This is a genomic window from Streptomyces sp. yr375 (assembly GCF_900110755.1).
In the GTDB taxonomy this organism is placed as follows: Bacteria; Actinomycetota; Actinomycetes; order Streptomycetales; family Streptomycetaceae; genus Streptomyces.
This window is the reverse complement of the sequence record NZ_FOFF01000002.1, coordinates 100093-126839: the sequence shown is the minus strand read 5'-3', so window position 1 is coordinate 126839 and position 26747 is coordinate 100093. Positions and strand designations below refer to the sequence as shown.

Annotated in this window: 24 protein-coding genes and 2 pseudogenes; 18 read left to right on the top strand and 8 right to left on the bottom strand. The window is 72.8% G+C overall.

Annotated features, from left to right (window positions below; all coding sequences use genetic code 11):
• Position 1: 1 nt before the first annotated feature.
• Positions 2 to 724 (top strand): dethiobiotin synthase, encoded by a 723-nt coding sequence (gene bioD, locus BMZ82_RS03045; RefSeq protein WP_093771860.1) that lies wholly within the window; start codon positions 2 to 4, stop codon positions 722 to 724.
• On the opposite strand, the gene BMZ82_RS03040 is transcribed toward bioD, so the two are convergent.
• Positions 721 to 3000, bottom strand: coding sequence for a LuxR C-terminal-related transcriptional regulator (locus BMZ82_RS03040; RefSeq protein ID WP_371270989.1), 2280 nt, complete (start codon positions 2998 to 3000; stop codon positions 721 to 723). The genes bioD and BMZ82_RS03040 overlap by 4 nt on opposite strands.
• Before the next feature lie 114 nt (positions 3001 to 3114).
• Here BMZ82_RS03040 and BMZ82_RS03035 point away from each other — a divergent pair, with 114 nt between their 5' ends.
• Entirely contained in the window at positions 3115 to 3801 is a 687-nt protein-coding gene (locus BMZ82_RS03035) for an esterase/lipase family protein (RefSeq protein WP_093771338.1), read from the top strand.
• 63 nt (positions 3802 to 3864) lie between these two features.
• On the opposite strand, the gene BMZ82_RS03030 is transcribed toward BMZ82_RS03035, so the two are convergent.
• Positions 3865 to 4239, bottom strand: a complete 375-nt coding sequence (locus BMZ82_RS03030; protein WP_093771336.1) for a fic family toxin-antitoxin system, toxin component — start codon at positions 4237 to 4239, stop codon at positions 3865 to 3867.
• A gap of 91 nt (positions 4240 to 4330) precedes the next feature.
• Positions 4331 to 4561: pseudogene (locus BMZ82_RS03025) on the bottom strand (toxin-antitoxin system HicB family antitoxin); the annotation flags it as partial.
• Positions 4562 to 4706: 145 nt separating this feature from the next.
• On the opposite strand from BMZ82_RS03025, the gene BMZ82_RS03020 reads away from it, so the two are divergent.
• From BMZ82_RS03020 to mug, 11 genes are all read left to right on the top strand, one after another.
• Positions 4707 to 5543, top strand: coding sequence for an ABC transporter ATP-binding protein (locus BMZ82_RS03020; RefSeq protein WP_093771334.1), 837 nt, complete (start codon positions 4707 to 4709; stop codon positions 5541 to 5543).
• 4 nt (positions 5544 to 5547) lie between these two features.
• A complete protein-coding gene (locus BMZ82_RS03015) occupies positions 5548 to 8115 on the top strand; it encodes an ABC transporter permease (protein WP_093771332.1) in 2568 nt (855 codons plus the stop codon).
• Between the two features lie 122 nt (positions 8116 to 8237).
• Positions 8238 to 8663: a GNAT family N-acetyltransferase gene (locus BMZ82_RS03010; RefSeq protein WP_093771330.1), complete on the top strand. Its 426-nt coding sequence runs from the start codon at positions 8238 to 8240 to the stop codon at positions 8661 to 8663.
• 213 nt (positions 8664 to 8876) lie between these two features.
• The gene (locus BMZ82_RS03005; RefSeq protein WP_093771328.1) at positions 8877 to 10223 is read left to right on the top strand and encodes a hemolysin family protein; all 1347 of its coding nucleotides are present in this window, start codon (positions 8877 to 8879) and stop codon (positions 10221 to 10223) included.
• A complete protein-coding gene (locus tag BMZ82_RS03000; protein ID WP_093771326.1) occupies positions 10220 to 11233 on the top strand; it encodes a hemolysin family protein in 1014 nt (337 codons plus the stop codon). Before BMZ82_RS03005 ends, BMZ82_RS03000 begins: the two co-directional genes overlap by 4 nt.
• Before the next feature lie 89 nt (positions 11234 to 11322).
• A complete protein-coding gene (locus BMZ82_RS02995; protein WP_093771324.1) occupies positions 11323 to 12159 on the top strand; it encodes an SGNH/GDSL hydrolase family protein in 837 nt (278 codons plus the stop codon).
• Positions 12160 to 12394: 235 nt separating this feature from the next.
• On the top strand, positions 12395 to 13702 hold the full coding sequence (locus tag BMZ82_RS02990; protein ID WP_256251724.1) for a radical SAM family protein: 1308 nt from the start codon (positions 12395 to 12397) through the stop codon (positions 13700 to 13702).
• Positions 13699 to 14715, top strand: a complete 1017-nt coding sequence (locus BMZ82_RS02985; RefSeq protein ID WP_093771320.1) for an aminotransferase class I/II-fold pyridoxal phosphate-dependent enzyme — start codon at positions 13699 to 13701, stop codon at positions 14713 to 14715. The genes BMZ82_RS02990 and BMZ82_RS02985 overlap by 4 nt, the downstream gene beginning before the upstream one ends.
• Before the next feature lie 69 nt (positions 14716 to 14784).
• A complete protein-coding gene (locus BMZ82_RS02980) occupies positions 14785 to 15408 on the top strand; it encodes a class I SAM-dependent methyltransferase (protein WP_143098813.1) in 624 nt (207 codons plus the stop codon).
• Between the two features lie 93 nt (positions 15409 to 15501).
• Positions 15502 to 16944, top strand: a complete 1443-nt coding sequence (gene purB / locus BMZ82_RS02975) for an adenylosuccinate lyase (RefSeq protein WP_093771856.1) — start codon at positions 15502 to 15504, stop codon at positions 16942 to 16944.
• Positions 16941 to 17495 carry a G/U mismatch-specific DNA glycosylase gene (mug, locus tag BMZ82_RS02970; RefSeq protein WP_093771316.1) on the top strand — a complete coding sequence of 185 codons (555 nt, stop codon included), beginning with the start codon at positions 16941 to 16943 and terminating at the stop codon, positions 17493 to 17495. The genes purB and mug overlap by 4 nt, the downstream gene beginning before the upstream one ends.
• A gap of 41 nt (positions 17496 to 17536) precedes the next feature.
• Here the strand turns inward: mug and BMZ82_RS02965 are convergent, their stop codons facing one another.
• The 3 genes from BMZ82_RS02965 to BMZ82_RS02955 are packed head-to-tail and all read right to left on the bottom strand — an operon-like array spanning position 17537 to position 19533.
• Positions 17537 to 17806: a hypothetical protein gene (locus tag BMZ82_RS02965; RefSeq protein ID WP_177244356.1), complete on the bottom strand. Its 270-nt coding sequence runs from the start codon at positions 17804 to 17806 to the stop codon at positions 17537 to 17539.
• 57 nt (positions 17807 to 17863) lie between these two features.
• Positions 17864 to 18607: an ABC transporter permease gene (locus BMZ82_RS02960; protein ID WP_093771314.1), complete on the bottom strand. Its 744-nt coding sequence runs from the start codon at positions 18605 to 18607 to the stop codon at positions 17864 to 17866.
• Entirely contained in the window at positions 18604 to 19533 is a 930-nt protein-coding gene (locus BMZ82_RS02955) for an ABC transporter ATP-binding protein (protein WP_093771854.1), read from the bottom strand. Before BMZ82_RS02955 ends, BMZ82_RS02960 begins: the two co-directional genes overlap by 4 nt.
• A gap of 109 nt (positions 19534 to 19642) precedes the next feature.
• Here BMZ82_RS02955 and BMZ82_RS02950 point away from each other — a divergent pair, with 109 nt between their 5' ends.
• The 3 genes from BMZ82_RS02950 (at position 19643) to BMZ82_RS02940 (ending at position 22778) form a co-directional block, all read left to right on the top strand.
• Entirely contained in the window at positions 19643 to 20803 is a 1161-nt protein-coding gene (locus tag BMZ82_RS02950; RefSeq protein WP_093771852.1) for a sensor histidine kinase, read from the top strand.
• Between the two features lie 14 nt (positions 20804 to 20817).
• On the top strand, positions 20818 to 21480 hold the full coding sequence (locus tag BMZ82_RS02945) for a response regulator (protein WP_093771312.1): 663 nt from the start codon (positions 20818 to 20820) through the stop codon (positions 21478 to 21480).
• A gap of 140 nt (positions 21481 to 21620) precedes the next feature.
• Positions 21621 to 22778, top strand: coding sequence for an ROK family transcriptional regulator (locus BMZ82_RS02940; protein WP_093771310.1), 1158 nt, complete (start codon positions 21621 to 21623; stop codon positions 22776 to 22778).
• A gap of 285 nt (positions 22779 to 23063) precedes the next feature.
• Here the strand turns inward: BMZ82_RS02940 and BMZ82_RS02935 are convergent, their stop codons facing one another.
• Positions 23064 to 23837: a GntR family transcriptional regulator gene (locus BMZ82_RS02935; protein ID WP_093771308.1), complete on the bottom strand. Its 774-nt coding sequence runs from the start codon at positions 23835 to 23837 to the stop codon at positions 23064 to 23066.
• A 284-nt stretch (positions 23838 to 24121) separates the two neighbouring features.
• Between BMZ82_RS02935 and BMZ82_RS02930 the strand changes: the two genes are divergently transcribed.
• Together BMZ82_RS02930 and BMZ82_RS02925 are read left to right on the top strand one after the other, a co-directional pair.
• Positions 24122 to 24775 (top strand): NADPH-dependent F420 reductase, encoded by a 654-nt coding sequence (locus tag BMZ82_RS02930; protein WP_093771850.1) that lies wholly within the window; start codon positions 24122 to 24124, stop codon positions 24773 to 24775.
• 195 nt (positions 24776 to 24970) lie between these two features.
• Positions 24971 to 25819: an alpha/beta fold hydrolase gene (locus tag BMZ82_RS02925; RefSeq protein WP_093771306.1), complete on the top strand. Its 849-nt coding sequence runs from the start codon at positions 24971 to 24973 to the stop codon at positions 25817 to 25819.
• A gap of 45 nt (positions 25820 to 25864) precedes the next feature.
• Here the strand turns inward: BMZ82_RS02925 and BMZ82_RS02920 are convergent.
• Positions 25865 to 26701: pseudogene (locus tag BMZ82_RS02920) on the bottom strand (DMT family transporter); the annotation flags it as partial.
• Between the last annotated feature and the right edge of the window lie 46 nt (positions 26702 to 26747).

Genomic DNA, 26747 nt, shown 5'->3' with positions numbered 1-26747 from the left:
CATGCCGATCCTGGTGATCACGGGGACGGGCACGGAGGTCGGCAAGACCGTCACGACGGCCGCGGTCGCGGCGTCGGCGCTGGCGGCGGGCCGCTCGGTGGCCGTCCTGAAGCCCGCGCAGACCGGCGTGGGGCCGGCCGAGCCCGGCGACGCCGCCGAGGTGGCCCGCCTCGCGGGCCCGCTGACCACGGCCGAACTCGCCCGCTACCCGGAGCCGTTGGCCCCGGCGACGGCGGCCCGCCGGGCGGGCCGTCCGCCGGTGCGGCCGTACGAGGTGGTCGACGCGGCCCGGAAACTGGCGACGGACCACGACCTGGTGCTCGTCGAGGGCGCGGGCGGTCTGCTCGTACGGTTCGACGAGGCGGGCGGCACGCTGGCCGACGTGGCGCAGTCGCTGCGGGCGCCGGTGCTGCTCGTGGCGTCGGCGGGCCTCGGCACCCTTAACACGACAGATCTGACGGCCCGTGAACTGCGGTCCCGCAGCGTCGAGTTGCTCGGGGTCGTCATCGGAAGCTGGCCGAACTCCCCCGACCTGGCGTCCCGTTGCAATGTGGCGGACCTGCCGGAGGTCTCCGGGGCACCCCTGCTGGGCGCCCTACCCGCGGGCGCCGGCACGCTCGCGCCCGCCGACTTCCGTACGGCGGCGCCCGGTTGGCTGGCCCCGCGGCTGGACGGCACCTGGCAGGCGGAGGCGTTCCGGGAGCGGGCCGGGGTGGGCGGCTAACCGTCTTCGGCGTCCGCGAGCAGGCGGACGAGTTCGATGCGGGAGCGGATGCCGAGGCGGGTGAAGACGCCGCGTAGGTGGTGGTCGATGGTGCGGGGGCTGAGGGCGAGGCGGGCGGCGATCTCGCGGTTGGTGGCGCCGTCGGCGGCCATGCGGGCGACCAGGAGTTGCTGGGCGGTCAGCTCGGTCGTCGGGCGGCGGCCCGCGTGGGCCGGGGCGGCGGGGGCGCCGAGCGCGCGGAGTTCGGCGCGGGCGGCCTCGGCGCAGTGCGGGGCGCCGAAGGAGTCGAACGCCTCCAGGGCGCTGTGCAGCCGGTCACGGGCCTCGGTGCGCAGCCGCAGTCTGCGCAGGGCGCTGCCGAACAGCAGCTCGGTGCGGGCGCGTTCGACGGCGCGGGTGCCTTCGGCGTGCAGGTCGAGGGCCGTGCGGTAGTGGTCGAGGGCGTCGGCGCCCGGGGTGAGCAGGGCCCGGCAGCGGGCGCTGAGGGCGAGGTCGTCGGGGCTGCGCACGGCGCGGGCCCAGCGGTCGTAGTCGGCGTGCGCGGCGCGGGCGATCCGGGTGTCGCCGGTGCGGGCTGCCGCCTCGACGTAGTGCGGGGTGGCGAGGTGGCGGATGGCCCGGTGGCCGTGGCCGGGACCGGAGGCGGCGAGGGCGCGCAGCCGGGTCGCGGCGGCGGCGTAGCGGCCGTGGCCGAGGTCGAGGAAGGCGAGGGCCCACTGCGCGAGGGCGGCGGGCAGGCCCAGTCCGTGGGCGAGGGCGTACGAGCGGGCGGCGGCGGCCCGCTCCCGGCACAGGTCGGCGTCGCCGGTGAGCGCGGCGAACATCGCGAGGGCTGCCTCCAGATGGCAGGCGCCGTTGTCCTGGCCGGTGGCGTACGCCTGGCGCTGGGCGTCCAGCGCGGCGGCCTCGGCGGAGCGCGGGCGGCCGGTCCAGAAGTCGGTGTAGGCGTGGAACTCCATGGCCTGGGACACGACGGCGACGTGTCCCCGGGCGCGGGCGGCGGCGGCCGCGCGGACGGTGGCGGTCGCGGCGCGATGGTGGTCGCCGAGCAGCAGGGCGGCGATGCCCGCGTGCACGAGCAGGGTGGGATCACCGCCCGGCCCGCACCGACCGGCGGTCGCCTCCAACAGGTCCCGCGCGTCCTCGTACCGCCCCTCGACGGCCGCGACGATCCCGCCCGACACCCCCGGCGGATCGACCCCCAACCCCCGTGCGACCCACCGCACTTCACGGCACCGCCGCAGGTCACCGGTGTAGACGGCGGCTTCTGCGGCGCGGGCCAGGAGATGGGTGGCGGGGGTGGAGGCGGTTGCCATGGCCGGGACACGAACGGTCACGGTGTCGACGCCGCCGTCCTGCGCCCGCGCCCGTGCCGGGGTGCCCGGCGTGACCCCCGGTTCGTCGGGGCTTCGTGCCGCGCCTGCCAGCAAGGCGTCGAAGGCTTCCGTCGCGTCGCCCGTGCGCAGGGCGAGGATGCCGGTGAGGGCATCGGTGTCCGTGCGGGCGGCGAGGGTGCGGGAGCGGTCGCCGTCGCCGCAGTGCCAGGCGTCGGTCGCCGCGTGGGCGAGGAGCCGGGACTGTTCGCGCGGGTCGGTGCAGAGCGCGGCGGCGCGTTCGGCGAGGGCGCCCGCGAGGGCCGGGTCACCGGCGGCGCGCGCCTGGCCGGCCGCCGCCGCGAGTTCCGCGGCGAGCCGCCCGCTGGGGCCGAGCGCGCCCGCGCCCCGGTGCCAGGACCGCCGGGGCGTCTCCGCCGGGCCGTGCAGGACGCGGGCGAGGAGCCGGTGGACGTCACGCCGGTCGGCCGGGGCGGCCGTCTCGTACGCGGCGATCCGGGTCCACGCGTCCCGGAAGCCGACCCCGCCGGCCGTCGCGTACGCGAGGCCCGCCGCCTCGGCCGCGTCCAGCGGCCGGGTGTCGAGGCGGGCGGCGGCCACGGCGCGCAGGAACGCGTGGGTGGCCACCGGGTACTGGTCGGCGGCGGCCAGCAGGAGCAGCAGCCGGGTGTCCTCCGGCAGCGCGCGGAGCTCCGCGCGGCAGCCGCGCAGCACGGCGGGGGCGAGGTCGGCGGGCTCGGTCGGCAGCGGGTCGAGGCCGGCCGCCTGCCGTACGGTCAGCCGCGCCGCGAGTTCGGCGGCGGCGCGCGGATCGCCGTATACGAGTCGCAGCGCGCGCACGCGGACGCCTTCGGGCAGCGCCGAGGCCGGGCGCGGACATGGGTCCGGGGGCGTCGGTGGCGAAGTGCGGTCAAAAAGTGGGGGGTTCACCGGTGTCACCACGCAACTGACGTTACTGGCGGGTTACTTGAATCGTAAAGACCGGCGATATCACCGATGCGGCGCGCGTAGACCCGTCGGACACTCCTGGCAACCCCACACGTTTCAGGAGGCATCATGCAGCGCCACAAGCGTCGCATCGCCGCGACCCTCTCGGCCGCGGTCTCTTCGCTCCTGCTGTCACTGTCCCTCGCCGCCCCCGCGGCCCACGCGGCGACCCACGACCCGATCGTCTTCGTGCACGGCATCAACAGTTCGTCGAGCAGTTGGGACGACTGGGTGGCCGACTTCGAGGCCGACGGCTACACGGCCGCCGAGCTCGACGCGTGGACGTACACCTGGACCCAGTCGAACGTGACGACCGCCGCCCAACTGGCCACCGAGATCCAGAAGGTGCTGGCGAGAACCGGCGCCAGCAAGGTCGACGTCGTCGTGCACTCCATGGGCGCGCTCAGCTCCCGCTACTACCTCAAGAACCTCGGCGGGACGGCGTACGTCGACGACTGGGTCTCCGTCGCGGGCACCAACCACGGTACGGGGATCGCCTCGTTGTGCAGTTGGCTGTACACCTCCTGCGCCGAGATGGTCACCGGCAGTTCGTTCGTCACCGCGCTGAACGCCGGTGACGAGACCCCGGGCAGCGTGAACTACGCCGCCTACTGGTCGAACTGCGACGCCGCCATCGACCCCGACTCCTCGGCGCTGCTGAGCGGGGCCACCAACGTCGGCGTCGGCTGTATCTCGCACGACGCGATGAACAACGACCACGGCGTGTACGAGCAGGTGCGCGACTTCATCCAGTAGCCCGCCGACCCGCACGACGGGAACAGCGGGCCCGGCCGCCGCCCGCTGTTCGCGTGTGCTCGGTCACCGGCTCCACTGGCGCAGTTCGCGCGCGATCTCGGACACCGACGCCTCGCCGTTCTTCACCAACCGGGCCAGGTCGCGGACCTGTTCGGGCGAGGTGGCCACCTTCAGGCCGCTGGCGACGAGGTAGGCGTACGCGACGGCACAGGCGAACAGGGCGTTGGAGCGCTCCAACGCGGGGACGTGGATGAGGAGTTGGAGCAGGGCGGCGGCGCGGGCCGGGGCGTCGTCGTAGACGGGCACGTCGAATATCTCGGCCTGGTGGCGCGCCACGGCCGCGACCAGCGCCCCCCAGTCGGTGACCTGGGGGTCCCCCGGAGTCTTCTGTTCGGCGAGCATGAGCAGCCAGGCGAGGTCGATGCGGAGGTCGCTCAAGGGATCAGCGGCGACCTTCGCTCGTACCGGCCCCGGAAGTACCGGCCACAGCGGTACCGGCCGCAGCGGTACCGGCCTCGCGAGTGCCGACCCCAGGAGTGCCGCCCTCGCGTTCCGCGCCGAACTCCTCCACGAAGACGGCCTCGTACTGCTTCATGAAGTCGCTGGCGGCCTCGACGAACGTCTGGCCGATCTCCCCGGCGTCCTGTCTGACCAGCTCTTCTATGTAGCGGTTGACACTCATGCCACGGGCCGTGGCGCGCTCGCGGGCCGCCCGGGCCGTGCCCTCGTCGACGCGTACGTTGAGCTGGGTCTTCGCCATACCTCGACGCTAGCGCCGGGATGCTAGCAGCGGCAAGGGCGGACCGGAAGTGAAAAAGGGATGCGCGGTGTGCGCCGGGTCACACTACGCTCGGCCGGGCAGGGCCACCCGTACCCAGGCGGCCCGTCCGAGCGAGGAGGCAGCCTTGTCCACACCTGCTGCGGAGCACGCTCCCGGCCTGGCCTCGGCCGACGGGAGCGCGGCCCGCGCCCGCGGTCTGACCAAGGCGTACGGCTCGGGCGAGACCACGGTGCTCGCCCTGGACGCGGTGGACGTGAACATCGGGCGCGGCCGTTTCACCGCCGTGATGGGGCCGTCCGGGTCCGGGAAGTCAACCCTGATGCACTGTCTGGCCGGCCTCGACACCGTCTCGGCCGGTCAGGTGTGGCTCGGCGACACCGAGATCACCGGGCTGAAGGACCGGGAGCTGACCCGGCTCAGGCGGGACCGGATCGGGTTCATGTTCCAGTCGTTCAACCTGATCCCGACGCTGAACGCGGCCGAGAACATCACCCTGCCCATGGACATCGCGGGCCAGAAGCCCGACCAGAGGTGGCTGGACCAGGTGATCGACACGCTGGGTCTGCGGGACCGGCTCAAGCACCGGCCGTCGCAGTTGTCCGGCGGCCAGCAGCAGCGCGTGGCCTGCGCACGGGCGCTCGCCTCCCGGCCCGAGCTGATCTTCGCCGACGAGCCGACCGGCAACCTGGACTCGCGGGCGGGCCTTGAGGTGCTCTCCTTCCTGCGCCAGGCCGTGGACGAGCTGGGCCAGACCGTCGTCATGGTCACCCACGACCCGGGCGCCGCCGCCCACTCCGACCTGGTGCTCTTCCTCGCGGACGGGCGCATCGTGGACGAGATGGAGCGGCCCACGGCCGAGGCGGTCCTCGAGCGCATGCGCCTCTTCTCCGGGGGAAACCCCCAGCCCACCGGCGCTGACGCCGCCCGGGCCCTCCTCGACGGCACCACCCAGGGAGACTGAACCGGTGCTGAAGGCGACACTGCGAAGCTTCTTCGCGCACAAGGGCCGACTGCTGCTGTCGGCGCTCGCCGTCGTCCTGTCGGTGGCGTTCGTCGCGGGCAGCCTGATCTTCTCCGACACGGTGACCCGCACCTTCGACCGGCTCTTCGCCTCCACGGCGGCGGACGTCACCGTCGAGCCGAGGGACGACCTCAGCTCCAACGTGCCGAGCGGCGCCGTGCAGACCGTGCCCGCCGCCCTCGCCGGGCGGCTGGCCCGCGTGGCCGGGGTCGCGGCGACCCACCCGGACGTCGGCGTGCAGAACATCACGATCGTCGACAGCGCGAACAAGTCGGTCGGACCGACCACGGGCGCGCCCACCATCGCCACCGACTGGTACCTCACCCACCGCAGCCCCGTGAAACTGACCTCCGGGCACGCCCCGCACGGCGCCGGACAGGCCATGCTCGACGCCGACACCGCCGACAAGAAGCACGTGCGGATCGGCGACACCCTCACCGTGATGGCCCAACCGGGCACGTTCAAGGTGAAGATCGTCGGCATCGCCACCTTCACCACCACCAACCCCGGCGCGGCCCTGGTCTTCCTCGACCCCGCGACGGCCGCCGCGAAGCTCCTGGGCTCGGCGGACCGGGCCACGAGCATCTCCGTCGACGCGGCCGACGGCGTGAGCGACGCCGTCCTCAAGCAGCGCGTGGCCGCCGCGCTCGGCGGCGGGCCGTACGACGTGAAGACCGCCGACGAGCAGGCGAAGTCGTCGGCGGCGTCCCTGGGCGGGTTCCTCGACGTCATCAAGTACGTGATGCTCGGCTTCGCCGGGATCGCCGTCCTGGTCGGCGTGTTCCTGATCGTCAACACGTTCTCGATGCTGATCGCCCAACGCACCCGCGAACTGGGCCTGTTGCGCGCCCTGGGTGCGGACCGCCGTCAGGTGCGGCGCTCGGTGCTCACCGAGGCGGTGCTGCTCGGCGTGGTCGGGTCGACCCTCGGGCTCGCCGCCGGCATCGGGCTCGCGGCCGGGCTGATCAAGCTGATGAGCGCGTTCGGCATGAACCTGAAGACCGCGGAGATGGTCGTCGGCTGGCCGACCCCGGTGGCGGCGTACGTCGTCGGCGTCGGCGTCACCTTCGTGGCGGCCTACCTCCCGGCCCGGCGCGCCGGAACCGTGTCGCCGATGGCGGCCCTGGCGGACGCGGACATCGCCGGGGTGGGCCGGCCGCTGAAGGTGCGCGGGGTGGTGGGCGCGGTCGTCGGAGCGCTCGGCGTGGCCGCGCTCGTCGGCTGCGTGAACTCCTCGAAGACGGCGTCGGCGGCCTCGCTGCTGGGCCTGGGCGTGGTCCTCACCCTCATCGCCACCGTCGTCGCGGGCCCGCTCCTGGTCCGCCCGGTGATCCGGGTCCTGGGCGGCGCGTTCCCCGCGCTGTTCGGTTCCGTCGGCCGGATGAGCCAGCGCAACGCCCTGCGCAACCCGCGCCGTACGGGCGCCACGGCGGCGGCGCTGATGGTGGGGCTCGCCCTGGTGGGCGGGATGTCGGTGGCGAGCGCCTCCATGTCGAAGTCGTTCGACGAACAGATCGACAAAACGCTGGGCGCCGACTTCGTGATCCAGAACGCCGGCTTCACCCCGTTCTCCAAGGAGGTCACGGACGCGGTGCGGGGCACCGAGGGCGTCGGTCTCGTCGTACGGCAGCGGTTCACGCCGATCGCCGTACGGCTGCCCGACGGCAAGCGGGTCGAGACGACCGCCACCGGTTACGGCGACCGGGTCGACGACGTCGCGCACATCACGTACGCGCAAGGGGACTCGGCGACGGCGCTGGCCGACGGCGCCATGGGCATGGACGTCGACTTCGCGAAGGACCACGGCGTGCGGGTCGGCAGCGTGCTGCCGGTGGAGTTCCCCGGCGACCGGACGACGTCGCTGAAGGTCGCCGCGCTCACCGACCAGGACGCCGCCAAGGGGTTCGGGACGCAGGGCGGCCTGTTCCTCGGGATCGCGACCGTCGAGAAGTACGTGCCCGGCGGGCAGGACTCCGCGCTGTACGTGAACGCGGCCTCCGGCACCACGGCCGACCAACTGCGCCCCCGACTGGACAAGACGCTCGCCGCGTATCCGCAGGTGCAGCCCCGCGACCAGGCCGACTACAAGAAGCTGGTGCACGACCAGATCGCCGTCCTGCTGTACCTCGTGTACGCGCTGCTCGGGCTCGCGATCGTCATCGCGGTGCTCGGCGTGGTCAACACGCTGGCGCTGTCGGTGGTGGAGCGGACCCGGGAAATCGGGCTGCTGCGGGCCATCGGGCTGGCCCGGCGGCAGTTGCGCCGGATGATCCGGCTGGAGTCGGTGGTGATCGCGGTGTTCGGCGCGGTGCTGGGGCTGGCGCTCGGCCTGGTGTGGGGCGTGTGCATCCAGCAGGTGCTGCAGTTGCAGGGCATGAAGGCGTTCGCCGTCCCGTGGACCACGCTCGTCGCGGTCGTCGTGGGCTCGGCGGTCGTCGGCGTCGTGGCGGCACTGCTGCCGGCGCTGCGCGCCTCCCGGATGAACGTACTGGCGGCGATCGCGCACGAGTGAGTACGAGTGAGTACGAATGGGCTTCCCTGTTGGCGGCCGTCCGGGTACCGGGTAGGTGACGGCCGTCCGTCCGGATTCTGGAATTCCGGGTCGGGGATCGGCGCCCGTGTTGTGATCGTCGTATGTCTGATCTGCGGATACGGGCCGCGACGCCCGACGACCTCGACACCGTCCTCGCCTTCTGGAAGACCGCCGCCGAGGGGACGAGCATCAGCGACGACCGGAGCGGGGTGGAGCGGCTCGTCGCCCGGGACCCCGAGGCGTTGCTCCTCGCCGAGCAGGGCGGTGAGCTGGTCGGGACGGTGATCGCCGGGTTCGACGGGTGGCGGTGCCATCTGTACCGGCTGGCGGTGCACCCACAGCGGCGGCGTCAGGGCATCGGATCGGCGCTGCTGACGGCCGCCGAGGAGCGGTTCGTGGCGCTGGGCGGGCGGCGCGGGGACGCGATGGTGCTCACCCGCAACGACACGGCGCATCATGCGTGGCGTGCGGCGGGGTACGCGCCGGAGGAGAAGTGGCGGCGCTGGGTGAAGCCGCTCACGGACTGACCGGAGCCCACCAGACCCCGCTTTGCTGATCCTTTACCATTGGGGGGCTGTGTGGATTGTGTGGATCACCCACCCGCGCAGTCCCCCGCCACCGCCGGCTTCATGACATGAAAGGTGTGAGCGTCCGCCCATGGGCGAGCCTCCCAGTCCCCGTACGCGACGTCGCGCGCTCCCTCCCGCCCTGCCTGATCATGGGACGGAGGTGACGACCCGATGAACGAAGTGCTGCTGCTCCTGGTGGCGATCCTGCTGTCGTTCGCGTGCGGTGCCTTCGTCGCGGCCGAGTTCTCGTTGACGACCGTCGAGCGCAGCGAACTGGAACGGGCGGTGGAGCGCGGCGAGCGCGGCGCGGCCGGGGCGCTGAAGGCCGTACGGAACCTCACCTTCCAGCTCTCCGGTGCCCAGCTCGGCATCACCGTCACCAACCTGGTCGTCGGCATGCTGTCCGAGCCGTCGATCGCCAAGCTGATCGCCGGGCCGCTGGAGTCGCTCGGTCTGTCGAGCTCCACGTCGAGTTCGGTCGCCCTGGTGCTGGGTACGGCTTTGTCGACCCTGTTCCTGATGGTCGTCGGCGAACTCGTGCCCAAGAACTGGGCGATCTCCACCCCGCTGCCGGTCGCCAAGAAGGTGGGCAACGCGCAGCGCTGGTTCAGTGCCGCGTTCCGGCCGTTCATCAGCCACCTCAACAACACCGCGAACCGCATCGTGCGGCGCTTCGGCGTGGAGCCCACCGAGGAACTCGCCGCCGCGCGCGGCCCCCAGGAACTCGCCGCGCTGGCCCGGCACTCCGCCAAGCAGGGCGCGCTGGAGGCGGACACCGCCGAGCTGTTCGTGCGCACGCTGAACCTGGCCGACCTGACCGCGGAGAACGTGATGACCCCGCGCGTCCAGGTCTTCGCCCTGGACGCGGCGGCGACCTGCGAGGACGTGGCGAACGCGACCCGGGCGACGGGCCTGTCCCGCTTCCCGGTGTACCGCGGCAACCTCGACTCGGTGGTCGGCACCGCGCACATCAAGGACACGCTGGCGATCCCTGCGGAGCGCCGCGCGCGCGTGCCCGTCTCGGAGGTCATGCGCGAACCCCTCCTCGTACCCGAGTCGCTGACCGTGGACCGGCTGCTGGACCGGCTGTCCGGCAGGCGGACGATGGCCGTGGTCATCGACGAGTACGGCGGCACGGCGGGCGTGGCGACGCTGGAGGACATCGTCGAGGAGGTCGTCGGCGAGGTCCGCGACGAGCACGACCCGCACGAGACGCCCGACCTGGCGCCCGCGGGCAGGGACGACGACGGCCGCGCCCTGTACTCGGCCGACGGCGCCGCCCGCACCGACCAGCTCGCCCGGGTGGGCCTGCACGCCCCCGACGGGCCGTACGAGACGCTCGCCGGTCTCGTCGCCACCGAGCTGGGCCGGATACCGGCCGAGGGCGACACCGTCGAGGTCGTCGGCTGGCGCATGGACGTCGTCGACGCCGCGGGGCGCCGGGCCGCGCGCGTGCTGCTGCACGCGCCGCTCGCCGCCGCCCCGTCCGGGGGCCGGGAACAGGAGGCCGGGAAGTGACCGCCGTCCAGTTGCTCATCGCACTGGCGACCCTCGTCGTCAACGCGTTCTTCGTCGGCGCCGAGTTCGCGCTGATCTCCGTCCGCCGCTCCCAGATCGAGCCGTACGCCGAGCAGGGCGACCGGCGCGGCAAGAGCGTGCTGTGGGGGCTCCAGCACGTGTCCGCGCTGATGGCGGCCGCTCAGCTCGGCATCACGCTGTGCACGCTGGTCCTCGGCGTCGTCGCCGAACCGGCCATCGCGCACCTGCTGGAGCCGGTGTTCCACGCGGTGGGCGTGCCGGAGGGCGCCGGGCACGCGGTGTCCTTCGTGATCGCGCTCGCCGTCGCCACCTACCTGCACATGCTGCTGGGCGAGATGGTGCCGAAGAACATCGCGCTCGCCGAGCCGGTGCGCAGCGCCCTGCTGCTGGGCCCGCCGCTGGTCACCCTGGCCCGGGCGCTGCGCCCGGTGATCTTCACGGTCAACGCGTTCGCGAACGGCCTGCTGAAGCTGCTGCGGATCGAGACGAAGGACGAGGTCGACGCGGCCTTCTCGGACGCCCAACTGGCCCAGATCGTGCGGGACGCCGGCGAGGCGGGCCTCATCGACGATCGTGCCCAGGAGCGGCTGCACGACGCCCTGGAGCTGGGCCGCCGCCCGGTGCGGGACGTCGTCCTGCCGCTGGAACGGGTCGTCTACGCGCGCGTAGGCATCACCCCGGAGGAGCTGGAGGAGCTGGCCGCCGAGTCCGGGTTCTCCCGCTTCCCGGTGGTGGACGAGGGCCGCCGGATCGTCGGCTACCTGCATGTGAAGGACGCCCTCGACGCCTCCCCGCGCGACGAGCCGTTCCGGCTGCGCGACCTGCGGCCCATCGCACGGGTACGGGAGGCGACCCCGCTGGACGACGTCCTGACCGCGATGCGCGGCAGCCGTACGCATCTGGCGGCGGCGCTCGGCTCGGACGGCCGGCTGGCCGGCCTGGTGACCATGGAGGACGTACTGCGGGAGCTGTTCGGGCAACGGGCGTGAGAGCGGGCGGGAGACCGGGGAGGCGGCAGCGGGCGCTCAGGCTGTGACCGACCGCTGGGTATGAGACTCGGGCTACCATCTATGTCGCCATGCAGACGAACCCCACACACACCAGCCTGGTCGCGATCGGCGACTCCTTCACCGAGGGCATGTCGGACGTGCTGCCCGACGGCTCCTACCGGGGCTGGGCCGACCTCCTGGCCGCACGGATGGCCGCGCGCACACCCGGCTTCCGGTACGCCAACCTCGCCGTGCGCGGCAAGCTGATCGGCCAGATCGTCGACGAGCAGGTGCCGGTGGCGGCGGCGATGGGCGCCGACGTCATCACCCTGGTCGGCGGTCTCAACGACACCCTGCGCCCCAAGTGCGACATGGGCCGGGTGAAGGGCCTGCTCACGGAGGCCGTGGAGCGCCTGGCCCCGTCCTGCAAGCACCTGGTGCTGATGCGCAGCCCGGGCCGCCAGGGGCCGGTGCTCGAACGGTTCCGGCCGCGCATGGAGGAACTGTTCGCGTGCGTGGAGGAACTGGCGGAGCGGCACGGCGCACTCGTCGTCGACCTGTACGGCGCCCCGTCGCTCGCCGACCCGCGCCTGTGGGACGTCGACCGGCTGCACCTGTCGGCGGAGGGGCACCGCCGCGTCGCCGAGGCCGTCTGGCAGACCCTCGGCCACGCCCCCGAGGACACCGAGTGGCACATACCGATACCGGCGACCCCACCCCCGGACTGGCCCGCCCGCCGCATCGCGGACGCCCGCTTCGCCCGCCAGTACCTGCTCCCGTGGATCGCCCGCCGCCTGACCGGCCGCTCGTCGGGCGACGGCCGGACAGGCGCCCACTTCAGCGCCGAGCTGGGCAAAGCCTTCTGGGTCACCCCTGCCGACCACACAAACCCCGGCCCTGTGACGGACTGGCGACAGGCGCCCTGACCCGGAGCCTCGCCCGGCTGCCATGCACCGATTGAACGCGGGGCGCCGCCTCCCTCCCTGCACATGGCCTGCGGCCGTTGTTGCGGGACGCCAACGCTGTCGGGAGCATCGTTTTCGTCGACGTTCGATCGGATCGGGACCCCGCGTTCCGCCCTAGCAGTTCGGCCCATGTCGCCTGGGCCCGCTCGTGCATGATGACGGGATGAACCATGGCGACCAGCGCTTCCACGTCATCGTGCTGTCGAACTTCGCGAAGGGCTTCGACAAGTACGCGTTCGCTTACGGTAAGGCGGGGATTCCGGAGAGTACCTATTCCGACCGGTTCCACCTGCTGACCCGTGCGGAGTTGGGAATCGGCATCGGCAAGGCGCGACGCCTGCTGGACCGTCTGGCCATTCCGGGCGACCGGCTGCTGGTGCTGGAAACCATGGTGGACCCCGACAAGTTGGTGCCCAACCTGTCGACCGGCCTCGGCATGGAGCTGCACGAGGCTCGCATCCGGTTGTCAGCGGTCCACGAACTCGACCAAGCGGGCGACGAGTTCAATCTGCGCCCGACGACCGTCGAGGATGCGATGGCGGCCTCCCTGCACCTGCACGGATCGGCACAGCGTCGCTACGCCGACACGCGACCGCGCTCGGTTTCGGTTCTGCCGGTCGCCTCCGCCTGCCAGGCCCGATGTTCGTTCTGCTTCTCCGCGGCGTCGATCTCCAGCGACCAGGCGCCGGCACGGGTCCCGTGGGACGCGGTCGCCCAGTGGCTGGAGCGCGCCCGTGCGGCGGGTGCCGAGCGTGCGGTGATCACCGGCGGCGGGGAGCCCACGCTCATACCGTTCGAACAACAGCTACGACTGGTGTCCGCCTGCTCGGCGGCCTTCCCGAAGGTCGTCCTGATCACCAACGCGCACACCCTGGCGAAAGGCCGGCACGCCGACCGGGCCGACCGCCTCGCAGCCCTGAGCGCCGCGGGCCTGAGCGTGCTGGCGGTCTCCCGGCACCATCACGACGACGCCGTCAGCGAGCGGCTGATGATGCTGCGCACGCCGGTGAGTTCCGTGATCGACACCTGGCGCGTGGAACGTGACCGCTGGCCGGGGCTGCGGATGAGGCTGATCTGCGTGCTCCAGCACGGCGGCGTCGCCGACGCGGCCGGGGTCGCCGACTACCTTTCGTGGGCCGCGGCTCTCGGTGTCGAGGAAGTCTGCTTCAAAGAGCTCTACGTATCCACCAGCACCGAGTCGCTCTACTTCGACCGCACCGCCAACATCTGGAGCCGAGAGCACCAGGTGTCGCTGTCCGTCGTCACCCGGTTCGCCGAGCAGCACGGCTTCGAACTGGCGAGCCGCCTGCCCTGGGGCGCGCCGGTCTACCACGGCAGTTGGGACGGGCGGCCGATGCGAATCGCCGCTTACACCGAGCCCAGCCTGCTCTGGGAACGCACCAGCGGGATCGCCCGCAGTTGGAACGTCATGGCCGACGGACGCTGCTACGCCTCCCTGGAAGACCGGGCGAGCGAGATCGTGCCGGAAGGCGCACCTGCATGAGGTTCGAGGAGTTCCAGGAATTCCGGCAGCGGCACCTCAGTGCTTCCTCGTCGCTTCTGGACGCCGCCGAGACCAACGTGTACCGGGCGCTTGCTCCGATGCGACCGGAACCGCCGACCGACATGAGTACGGTGCACCGGTGCGATCTCGCCCGTGCCTGGCTGCGACGCTTCGAGCTGCCGGAAGAGTGGTCGGGCCACGCCATGGTCTGTCGAGGGGTCCGGCACGGGCTCGGTGTGGTGTTCCACTGGCTGCGCGCTGTGCGGGCGCGGTTGTGGCTGCCCAGCGACGTGTACCCGGTCTACTTCGAGCTGGCCCGCGCCGCAGGCCTGGCGCCCGCGTCCTACCCGACGCTACCGGCGCCGGCCCTGCCGAGGTCGCCGGCGGACGACCGGCCCGAATACCTGCTGCTCGCCAACCCCAGCAAGCCGCTCGGCCGATACCTGTCCGACGCCGAGTGCGCCGCGGTGATGTCGTGGTTGCGGGAATCACCACGCCGCCGCCTGCTGATCGACAGCGTCTACGACCTGGGAGCCCCGTTCGCTGCCGGCACACGGCGATTGCTGGACACCGGTCGCGCGGTCCTCCTGCATTCGGTCACCAAGGGATGGCTGTGGCCACGTACGTTCGGCGTGGTCCTGCTGGGTCCGACGCACGCCGACTTGGCCGACGCGTTCCGGGCGGATCCGCCGACGCTGGCTCATCTGAGGCTCGCCGACCGTCTACTGACCGAGCACAGCGACGTGCCCCGGCAGGTCGTCGACGAACTGGCCGCACGGGCTGAGCGGCTGTTCGAACGGCTGCCGGACGAAGTGCTCGGGGCGATTCCCACGGCGAGCCGGACGTGTCCCGGCAACTACTTCTTCCCGGTCGACATCCCGGCGGAGACGCTCCAGCGTGAGTACGGCGTGCTCGCCATGCCGGTCAGCGTGTTCGGGGAGAGCAGTTGGTCCGGCTCCATCCTGACCAGCCTTGCTGACGCTTTCGCCCCGACGCCGACGGTGGCGCGATGAAGCCACTGGAGAACCTGGCCGTATACGACGATGCGGACTTCTACGATCAGGAGTTCACCGCGCGCCCCCATGACATCCCGTTCTTCCTCGGCCAAGCGGTCCGGGCGGGCGGGCGGTCCTGTCCTGGTGTTCTCGGCAACCAATGCGATGCAGCACCTGCACGACCTGGATTCCGTGTTCGCGTTCCCCGCCTCGGCGCGAAACGTGCTGCGACCAGGTGGGACCCTGATCCTGGACGTGTTCAACCCCGACATGGCCAAGATGTGCCGGCTCCCCGAGTCGCCCTACCACCACAAGTCGGTCGCGGACCGGGACGGGGCGAGGCTCGACGTGCGAGCGACGACCAGCTACGACGCCGCCGCCCAAGTGCTGCGCTTCACGCTGGACTACCTACGCGACGGCGTGTGCGTACGCACCAAGAAAATCAGCATGCGCTGCTTCTTTCCCGAGGAACTCCGGGCGCTCTGCCGGCTGGCCGGTCTCGACATCGCGCAGCGCTACGGGGACTACGATCAATCCCTGTTCACGAGCACCTCGCCGAAGCAGCTCCTGAGCTGGTCCAGCACCGCATTCCGGACGAGTCGACCCCATGGGTGCACCGTCCGGCGACGGCCTGCCGCCGAAACGCCCCGAACTGCTGCCGTACGAGTCCGGCCCGACCCGGCGGGGGTGACACCGGACTCCGCGGGGTGACGCCGGACTCCGCGAGGTGACGCCCGTCTCGTAGGTTCCGCCGAACCGGGCTGTGGCGCTGGCCTGCACGAATCGCCAGTAGAATCCGTGCACGTGACTTCTGCTCCCGCCAAGCCCCGCATCCCCAACGTTCTCGCCGGACGCTATGCCTCCGCCGAGCTCGCCACGCTCTGGTCGCCGGAGCAGAAGGTGAAGCTGGAGCGTCAGCTCTGGCTCGCCGTGCTGAAGGCCCAGAAGGACCTCGGGATCGAGGTGCCGGACGCGGCGATCGCCGACTACGAGCGCGTCCTGGACACCGTCGACCTGGCTTCCGTCGCCGAGCGCGAGAAGGTCACGCGGCATGACGTGAAGGCCCGGATCGAGGAGTTCAACGACCTCGCCGGGCACGAGCAGGTCCACAAGGGCATGACGTCCCGCGACCTGACGGAGAACGTCGAGCAGTTGCAGATCCGGCTCTCGCTGGAGCTCGTGCGCGACCGCACGGTGGCCGTCCTGGCGCGCCTGGGCAAGCTGGCCGGCGAGTACGGCGAGCTGGTCATGGCGGGCCGCTCGCACAATGTGGCCGCGCAGGCCACCACCCTCGGCAAGCGGTTCGCGACCGCCGCCGACGAGCTGCTCGTGGCGTACGGCCGGGTCGAGGAGCTGCTCGGCCGCTACCCGCTGCGCGGCATCAAGGGCCCGGTCGGCACGGCGCAGGACATGCTGGACCTGCTGGGCGGCGACGCCGCGAAGCTGGCCGAGCTGGAGGACCGGATCGCCGGTCACCTGGGCTTCTCGCAGGCGTTCACGTCCGTCGGGCAGGTCTACCCGCGCTCGCTGGACTACGAGGTCGTCACCGCGCTGGTGCAGCTCGCGGCGGCCCCCTCCTCGCTGGCGAAGACGATCCGGCTGATGGCCGGGCACGAGCTGGTGACCGAGGGCTTCAAGCCGGGGCAGGTCGGTTCGTCCGCCATGCCGCACAAGATGAACACGCGGTCGTGCGAGCGCGTCAACGGGCTCATGGTCATCCTGCGCGGCTACGCGTCGATGACCGGCGAGCTGGCGGGCGACCAGTGGAACGAGGGCGACGTGTCCTGCTCGGTGGTGCGCCGGGTCGCACTGCCGGACGCGTTCTTCGCGCTGGACGGTCTGCTGGAGACGTTCCTGACGGTGCTCGACGAGTTCGGCGCGTTCCCGGCGGTCGTCGCCCGTGAGCTGGACCGCTACCTGCCGTTCCTCGCCACCACCAAGGTGCTGATGGGCGCGGTGCGCGCGGGCGTGGGCCGGGAGGTCGCGCACGAGGCGATCAAGGAGAACGCCGTCGCCAGCGCCCTGGCCATGCGCGAGCAGGGCGCCGAGCGCAACGAGCTGCTCGACAAGCTGGCCGCCGACGAGCGCCTCCCGCTCGACCGGGCCCAGTTGGACGCCCTGATGGCCGACAAGCTGTCCTTCACGGGCGCCGCCTCCGCGCAGGTGGCCACGGTCGTCGGCCGGGTCGAGGAGATCGTGAAGCAGCGTCCGCAGGCGGCCGGCTACACCCCCGGGGCGATCCTCTGACGCGCTTCACCCAGGCGGAGTTGGAGGCCGCCCGCGACCGTCTCGTACCGGACGTCGTCGCGGGCGGCCTCCGCGTGCTCTTCTGCGGCATCAACCCGGGCCTGATGACGGCGGCCACCGGCCACCACTTCGCCCGCCCCGGCAACCGGTTCTGGCCGGTCCTGCTCCTCTCCGGATTCACACCGAGGCTGCTGAAGCCCATGGAACAGCGGGAACTGCTGTCCCACAGGCTCGGCATCACGAACGTGGTGGCCCGCGCGACCGCGCGAGCCGACGAGCTGAGCACCGAGGAGTACCGGGAGGGCGGACGGCTGCTGGCGCAGAAGGTGACGCTGCTGAAGCCACGCTGGCTGGCGGTCGTGGGCGTCACCGCCTACCGGGCGGCCTACGACGACCGCAAGGCGACCGTGGGTCCACAGGAGCGGGTCATCGGGAACACACGCGTATGGGTGCTCCCCAACCCCAGTGGGCTGAACGCGCATTGGACGGCGACGACGATGGCGGAGGAGTTCGCACGGCTACGGGCGGCGGCGACCGACCCGGAGGACTGACCGACGATCGGGGGTGGCCGACCGTGAGGACGGGTCGGTGATCACTGTGGGTCGGTCTCCGTGACGCCTACGAGGAGCTGTCTCTCGTCGTCCGGGTCCTCGCCGTCCAGTTCGAGGCCGGCCACGCCCAGGGCCACCCGCAGGCTCAGCTCGGCCCAGGGCTCGGGTATCTCCTCGGTGCCGCTGCGCGGCCGGACCGTCTGCAGGCCGACGTGGTGCGGCTTTCCCCGTCGCTCCGCCGGCCTCCCGGCCAGCACCTCCTTCTCCTCGTGGAACCGCTCGACCTCGGCTGGGTAGCTGTCGATGTCCATCGGATCCAGTAGACCCGCCGCCACTGACAATGGGCGGGTCGTCAGTCCCCTCCGGGCTCAGGCGTCCCTGCGCCGCACTCGCCACGCCCCTGCCGCGACGGCCGTCGCCGTCCAGAGGGCGGCCACCGCCAGGCCGGTCCACGGGCCCAGGAGGCCGTCCCATCTGCTGTGGAGCACCACTTGGCCGGCCCGGTCGGGCAGCAGGTCGGCGGCGTTGCCGGACAGGTCGCCGAGCACGAAGGACACGATGAGGAGGAACGGGACGAGGATGCTCAGCGCCCCCACTCCGCTGCGCAGGACCGTCGTCAGGCCTGCGGCCAGCAGGGCCATCAGCGTCAGATACACGGCGCAGCCGATCACCCCGCGCACGCCTTCCGCCGTACCGAGGCCCACCGCCCTCTCCCCCAGCACCGCGCTGCCCACGGCCAGCGTCAGCAGGCCTGTGACCAGGCCGACGGCCAGCACCGGCAGGGAGATCGCCGTCAGCTTGGCGGCGAACCAGCGCCCCCGGTGGGGCACCGCGGCCAGCGACAGGCGCAGAGTGCCGCCCTGGAACTCGGCGGCGACGGCCGACGTACCGAAGGCGACCGCCGCAATCTGGCCGAAGCTCACGCCGAAGAAGACGGAGAACAGGGGGTCGGCGTCGGTGCCTCCGGTGCCGACGCCGGCCAGCGCGGAGAACGCGACCGTCGCGCCCAGCACCGCGCCGAGGCCTGCGAGCTGTGCGCGCAGCGTACGGATCTTGATCCACTCAGCGTGGAGTGCGGGCGCGAACGCCGTGGTTCCGTTGGTTGTCGTCATGGTGAGGCCTCCTGGTGCCGCTGGGCGGCGAACTCGGCGTCTGCGGCGGTCAGGTCGAGGTACGCCTGCTCCAGCGTGCCTTCCTGCGTGGTCAGTTCGAGCAGGGGGACTGCGGCGTCGGAAAGGAGGCGGCCGATGTCGTCCACGCGCGCGTGGTGCACGCTCCAGTGCCCGTCGGGGTGTTCCGCGGCATGGTGGCCGTGCCGGGCGAGGGCGCTCCGCAGCGCGGTCGGGTCGGTCGTACGGATGCGTACGCGTGGCTGCACGCGTGCGTCGATGAAGTCCCGCATCGGGGTGTCGGCCAGCAGGCGGCCCCGGCCGAGGACGACGAGGTGGTCGGCGAAGGACGCGGTCTCGTTCATGAGGTGGCTGGAGACGAACACGGTGCGTCCTTCCGCGGCCAGCCGCGTGAGCAACCCGCGCAGCCAGACGATGCCTTCGGGGTCGAGCCCGTTGGACGGCTCGTCCAGGAGCACCACCGCGGGGTCGCCGAGCAGGGCGGCGGCGATGCCGAGGCGTTGGCGCATGCCCAGGGAGTAGGTCTTCACCCGGCGGCGCGCGGCCGGGGCGAGCCCGGTCTCCGCCAGCACCTCGTCGACCCGGCCGACGGGGATGCGGTTGCTCGCCGCCAGGGCGCGGAGGTGGTCGCGGCCGGTCCGGGAGCCGTGCGCGGCCTGCGCGTCGAGCAGCGCGCCGACGTGCCGCAGGGGTTCGCGGAGGGTGGCGTAGGCCTGTCCGCCGATGCCGGCGGTGCCCGAGGTGGGCCGGTCAAGGCCGAGGACGAGGCGCAGGGTGGTGGACTTGCCCGCGCCGTTGGGGCCGAGGAAACCGGTGACACGGCCGGCCCGCACGGTGAAGGTGAGGCGGTCCACGGCCCGCCAGGGGCCGTACGCCTTGGTGAGGTCGTGGACGTCGATGCTGGTCATGACCACGACTCTGACCGCCGGCAGGGGTGCCGGGCTTCCCCCGTCCGGGGGGTCCGCTCCCTCGCTCGGGGGAGGGCCGTTGTCAGTGGGGCCTGTCACGATGGCCGGCATGGGCCGATGCCTGCGCCCGCTGCTGCGGGGGACGACGTACACACGACTGCTGCACCTGTGGGTGCCGATGCTGGTCGTGAGCGTCTGGATGTTCATCGACCCCTCGCGGCCGTGGGTGCCCGCCCTGGTGCTCGTCCCGCTCGGTCTGCTCCCTGGCGTGCGCACCGGCGAGGGGGTGCAGGCGCGGCTGCTGCTCCTGCCCGGCGACTCCGACCCCGGCCTCTCCGTGGCGCCGTCGGCGACCTGGCGGGACCGGCTGCGTACGGTGCTGTGGCTGGAGGCCAGGATGGCCCTCGGCGCGGTGGCGCTGTTCGCGTGTGTGTGGCTGCCCTCCCTGGTCTACGACCTGGTGGTCGGCGCGGGCGGGCAGGTGCCGGACGACCTGCCTCTCCTCGGCGACGCGGCGCCCGGCTGGTGGCTGACGCTGCTGATCCCCGTCCCGCTGCTCGTCCTGTACGGCGTCGTCGTCGGACTGGGCGAGTTGGTCACCGCCGTCGCGCGCGGGCTGCTCGGCCCGTCGGCGGCCGAGCGGCTCGCCGCCCTGGAGGAGCGCAGCCAGCAGTTGCTGGAGCGCAACCGAATCGCCCGGGAGCTGCACGACTCGATCGGGCACGCGCTGACGGTGGCAGTCGTGCAGGCGGGCGCGGCGCGGGCGGCGGGCGACCCGGACTTCACCGACCGGGCGCTGGCGGCGATCGAGGACAGCGGCCGGTCGGCTCTCGCGGACCTGGAGCGGGTCCTCGGCGTGCTGCGGGAGTCGGGGCGGCCGGTGAGCGACAGGCCGACGCTGACCGAGGCCGACCGTCTGCTGGAGTCGGCGCGGGCGTCGGGCGCGAAGGTCGACGCCGAGCTGACCGGGCGCCTGGAAACGGTGCCGGGGCCGGTGTCGCGGGAGGGCTACCGCATCCTCCAGGAGGCGCTGACGAACGTGCTGCGGCACGCGGGAGTTGTTCCGGTGCGGGTCCGCGTGGGCGTCGCGGACGACCTGCTGCACCTGGAGGTACGCAATCCGCTGACCACCCGCATACCCGACCCCGACCCCGGGCACGGCAGCGGGCTGCGCGGCATACGCGAGCGGGCGGCGCTGCTCGGCGGGCGGGCGGTGACGGGGCCGGACGAGGGCGACTGGCAGGTACGGGCGGAACTTCCGCTGCGCTGACCTAGGGTGAGTGGATGCCGGTCACCGTTCTTCTCGTCGATGACGAACCTCTCGTCCGCGCGGGCCTGCGGGCCATCCTGGAGGCGCAGTCGGACATCGAGGTCGTCGGGGAGGCGGCGGACGGGGCGGCGGTGATTCCGCTTGTGCGGCAACTGCGGCCGGACGTCGTCGCCATGGACGTACGGATGCCGCTGATGGACGGCATCGAGGCCACGCGCGCGGTGCTGCGGACAGTGGACGCGCCGCCGAAGATCCTGGTCGTGACGACCTTCGAGAACGACGAGTACGTGTACGAGGCGCTGCGCGCGGGTGCTGACGGGTTTCTGCTGAAGCGGGCCCGGCCCTCCGACATCGTGCACGCGGTGCGGCTGGTCGCCGAGGGCGAGTCGCTGCTGTTCCCGGCGTCGGTGCGGCGGCTGACCGCCGCGTACGGCGAAGGGGGCGGCAACCGGGCTGCCCGGAACACCATGGAGCGGGCCCGGCTGACCGAGCGGGAGGCCGACGTGCTGCGGCTGATGGCGCGCGGGCTGTCGAACGCGGAGATCGCCGTGCGGCTCGTCGTCGGCACGGAGACGGTCAAGTCGCATGTCAGCGCGGTACTGGCGAAGCTCGGAGCGCGGGACCGCACGCAGGCGGTGATCACGGCTTACGAGTCGGGGTTCGTCGCGCCGGGGTGAGCGGTGCGGCGTGAGCGGTGCGGGGCGAGTCGTGTGGGGCGGGTGGTGCGTGACTGCATCGGTACGGATTCTTCACTCGCCGGGGTCCCTCCCGCCGAGTACGATCCGCCCACACGCGCACGAGCTGGGAGGACGGACGGTTGGGGCAACTGACCGGCGGGGATCCCTCGCTGTTGCGAAGGATCAATTCGGCGGTGGTGCTGCACGCGCTGCGTGCCGCGGACCGCGCGACGCTGACGGAGATCACCCGGGTGACGGGGCTGTCCCGGCCGACCGTCGAGGGGGTCGTCGAGGACCTCACGGCGGCGGGGCTGGTCGTCGAGCAGGCGGCCGAGGAGGGCGCCGCGCGGCGGCAGGGGCGGCCCGCGCGGCGGTACCGGTTCCGGGCGGAGGCCGGGCATCTGCTGGGTCTGGAGATCGGGTCGCACCGGGTGGCCGCGCTGCTGTCCGACCTGGACGGCCGGCTGCTGGGCGCGCAGGCCAAGGACGTCGACGAGCGGGCCCCGGCGGACGAGCGGCTGGAGCGGCTGCGCACGGCGGTCGCCGAGCTGCTGCGCCGGGCCGGGGTGCCGCGCAGCTCGCTGCGGGCGGTGGGGGTCGCCACCCCCGGGATCGTCGAGGCGGACGGGACGATACGGCTGGGCACGGCGCTGCCCGAGTGGACGGGGCTGCGGCTGGGCGAGCGGCTGAGCCGTTCCTTCAAGTGTCCGGTGCTGGTGGAGAACGACGCCAACGCGGCGGCCGTGGCCGAGCACTGGAAGGGGTCGGCCACCGAGTCCGACGACGTCGTGTTCGTGCTGGCCGGGCTCAGTCCGGGCGCCGGCTCGCTGATCGGGGGGCGGCTGCACCGGGGGTACGGCGGGGCGGCTGGGGAGATCGGCGCGCTGCATCTGCTGGGCCGGCAGGTGACCCCGGAGACGCTGCTGTCCACGACGGACGAGCCGCTGCATGCGCTGGACGAGCAGGCCGTCGCGAAGGTGTTCACGCGGGCGCGCGAGGGCGACCAGCGGGCGCGGGCGGCCGTGGACCGCTTCATCCAGCGGCTGGTGCACGACGTGGCCGCGCTGGTCCTGGCGCTCGACCCGGAGCTGGTCGTGGTCGGCGGCTGGGCGGTCGGTCTCGACGGTGTGCTGGAGCCGCTGCGGCAGGAGTTGGCGCGCTACTGTCTGCGGCCACCGAAGGTGGCCCTGTCGCTGCTCGGCGAGGCGGCGGTGGCGACGGGGGCGCTGCGACTCGCCCTCGACCATGTGGAGGAGCAGTTGTTCGCGGTGGACGGGACGGTGACGGCCCGGCGGTGACTGCGGGACGGTGGGACGGGTGGGTACGGCGGTGGTGACTGCGGGGCGGTGACCCGCAGCCACCAGTGGAACGTGCCGCACCCCGGTGGAGTTCCGGGGCACGGGATGTGTCCTCGCTCGGGCGGGGTGCGGGCCGTTCAGGAGCCTGACGGGTGTGGGGCGACTACGGCGGCGGTGGCTACGGCGGTGGTGACTGCCGGGCGGTGACCGGCAGTCACCGGTGGAACGCGCCGCGCCCCGGAGGAGTTCCGGGGCACGGGACATGTCCTCGCTCGGGCGGGGCGGTCAGGACGCCTGCTGTGCCGGGCCGTGGTGGATCTCCACGCCGCCGGACGCGCCGAACGTCAGCCGGCAGGTGTCCGCGCGGTAGGTCGCGACGGAGAGCGCCGCGGTGCGGCCCTCGGCGAAGAACCGGGTGGTGAGGACGAGGACGGGCGCGCCGGGGAGCCGGTCGAGTTCCCTGGCGTCGGCCGCGCGGGCCGAGCCCAGCTCCACGGCGCGGTCCTGGCCCTGGAGTTCCAGGCGCTGCAGTTCGCGCAGCACCGCACGCGCGCGTGCCGCTTCGGAGGCCGCTCCGGACGGGGTGTCGAGCGCGGGCAGGTCGGGCACCGACGTCCGGGGGACGTAGAGCAGTTCGGCGGCGACGGGCTGGCCGTGCGAGACCCGCGAGCGGCGCACGATGTGCACGGCGTGGTCGCGTGGGGTCTCCAGGGCGGTGGCGACGGCCGCGGGCGGTGCCGCGAGCGTGCAGTCCACCGCCTGCCAGGTGTCGTCCCCGGTGCCCGGCCAGACCTGCTGCCCGGTGCCGACGGCGACGCCCATCCGCGGCGGAGCGACGGTCGTGCCGACACCCCGGCGGCGGTTCAGCCGGCCTTCCAGTTCGAGCTGCTCCAGTGCCTGCCGGAGCGTCGCGCGGGCGACGCCGAAACGGGCCGCCAGGTCACGCTCGTTGGGCAGGATCTCGCCCACCGTGAATTCGGAGTCGAGTGCCTCACTGAGCACGGTCTTGAGATGCCAGTACTTCGGTTCCGGTACCGATTCCAGTTGCGTGGTCCCCACCCTGTCCTCCGCAATCGCCGTGGTCCGGCGGCGTTTTTCGCGCCCTTGTTTATTAAAGGTTGTTGCACTTCTCTGCGACCATAAGGCGGCCCCCACCCCTGGTCAAGACCAATTGTCGAACCCTGCCGGGGGCGAGGGCATTCCGGAGGGAAAGCGTTTACGGGGCGTTCGCACCGGCGGGTTTTCGTGACACTCCGGCAATGTCCCCGTCGTGAAAGGCGGGCTCCCGGGGCGGTCGGGAATTAACGTGACGGATGGTCTGGTCCGACGAACGGGAGGTCGCAGTGCGGTACGCGGTGCTGGGTACGGGCGAGGTCGGTCGCACACTGGGCGGAAAGCTGGTGGAGTTGGGGCACACGGTGGTCCTGGGTTCGCGCACGAAGGACAATCCGGCGGCGCTGGAATGGGCGCGGGGCGCGGGCGCGGCGGCGAGCGCCGGTACGTTCGCGGAGGCGGCCGAGGTCGCCGAGGTGGTCGTGAACGCGGTGGCCGGGCGGGCCTCGCTGGCCGCGCTGGAGGCCGCCGGGGCGTCCCGCCTGGACGGGAAGGTCGTCCTGGACGTCTCCAACCCGCTGGCGTTCGAGGGCGGGGAGGCGCGGCTGTCGCCCGTGGAGTCGGACAGCGTGGGCGAGCAGATCCAGCGGGCGTTTCCGCACGCGCGCGTGGTGAAGTCCCTCAACACCGTCAACTGCCAGGTGATGGTGGATCCCGCGCGCGTGCCGGGCGGGCACCAGGTGTTCGTGTGCGGGGACGACGCGGACGCCAAGGAGCACGTCACGGCGCTGCTAGGCGACTTCGGCTGGCCGGCGGACCGGGTGCTCGACCTGGGCGGCATCCGGGCGGCGCGCGGCGTGGAGATGTGGCTGCCGCTGTGGCTCGACCTCATGCGCGCCTTCGGCCACGCGGACTTCAACCTGGAGCTGCGCAGGACGCGTTGACTTGGGACTACCCGCCAGTAGCAATTGCTGACAAGCTGTCTAAGGCGTCGCGTCGCCCGAGACGCCCGTCCCACCCCAGTCATCCCACCCCAGTCGTCACGCCCCAGTCGTCCCACCCCCGTCGTCACGCCTCAGCGCCGCGTCTCACACGTCGCGTCCAGGACGTCCCCGGCCAGTCCAGACGAGGAGCTGCCCATGTCCGCCACAGCCACCGCAACCGCCACCGCCTCCTTCACGGTCCCCTCCCCCAGTGGCCCGCTGCCCGTCACCGTCTCCTACGCGCGCGTGGGCGCGGGCGAGCCGCTGCTCCTGCTGCACGGCATCGGTCACCACCGGCAGGCCTGGGACCCGGTGCTGGACATCCTGGCCGCCGAGCGCGACGTGATCGCCGTGGACCTGCCCGGCTTCGGCGTCTCCCCGGCCCTGCCGGACGGGCTCGCCTACGACCTGCCCACGACGGCCGGCGTGTTCGGCGCCTTCTGCGAGGCGCTGGGCCTGGACCGCCCGCACGTGGCCGGCAACTCCCTCGGCGGTCTGCTCGCCCTGGAACTCGGCCGGGAGAAGCTCGTACGGACCGTCACCGCGCTGTCCCCGGCCGGGTTCTGGTCGGAGGCCGAACGGCGCTACGCGTTCGGCGTCCTGATGACGATGCGGCAGGTCTCCCGCCGGCTGCCGCTGCCTCTCGTCGAGCGGATGGCGAGCACGGCGGCCGGCCGTACGGCCCTCACCAGCACCATCTACGCCCGTCCGAGCCGCCGTTCACCCGAGGCCGTGGTCGCCGAGACGCTGGCCCTGGCCCAGGCCACCGGGTTCGACCAGACCCTGCGGGCCGGCACCACCGTCCGGTTCACCGACGACCTCCCCGGCATCCCGGTCACGGTCGCCTGGGGCACCCGCGACTGGCTGCTCGTGCGCCGCCAGGGCCTGCGCGCCAAGCAGGCCATCCCGGCCGCGCGCCTGGTACGGCTGCCCGGCTGCGGCCACTGCCCGATGAACGACGACCCGGCGCTCGTCGCCCGCGTGATCCTCGACGGCAGCCACTGAGCCCCTGACGGCACGGCTCGACACCCCCGCCCCCAGGACGACCCCGGCCCCGACAAGGGCGCTGCCGACGGCCTGGGCGGGGCCGTAGGAGCCCGTTCCGACGAGCGGGGCGGTGCAGGCCGCGGCGACGGGGATGAGGCCGGAGAAGAGCGCGACGCGCTCCGCTCCGATCCGCTGCATGGCCATGTACCAGCACACGAAGCCGACGACGGTGACGACCGTCGCCTGCCACAGCAGCGCGGCGGCCTCCCCGCCGTCCGGCCGCCGCAGCCACCCGCCGCCGTCGGCCCACAGGCCGAGCGCGGCCGATTCGACCGCGGCGAGCCCGCACACGGTGGCCGACAGCAGCCGCGGGCCCAGCGGCCGCAGGACGGGCCCGGCCAGCACCGCGAAGCCGACCTCCCCGGCCAGCGCGCCGACCGAGCAGGCGATGCCCGCGCCGTCCGTACGCCCCCACCCCTGCACCGCGAACGCGCCGATCGCGACCAGCGACGCCCCGCACAGGACCGGGAGCCGGGGCCGCCGTCCCGCCAGGAGCGGAAGGACGACGGCCACGACGACGGGCGCGCAGCCGACGAAGACACCGGGGACGGCGGGTTCCGCGGAGCGCTCCGCGGCCAGCACGGCCAGGTTGAAGCCGACCATCCCGACGGCCGCGAGCAGCGCGAGGCGCACCCAATGGCGGGCGGTGAGCGCGCGCAGCCGGACCCGGGCATCCGCGCCGGTCAGGGGTACGAGGAGCAGGAAGGCGAGGCCGTAGCGCAGGGCCTGGCCGCCCGCGTGGGGGTAGGCGCCGAGGACGCTGTTGGCGGTGAAGGACGCTCCGACGAGGACGCAGGCGAGCGCGGCGAGCAGGCACCCGCGCGCGGTGGCGGTGTTCATGGACGTGACCCTAGGAACGACGGCGGCCCGGTCTAAGGTCCACTTC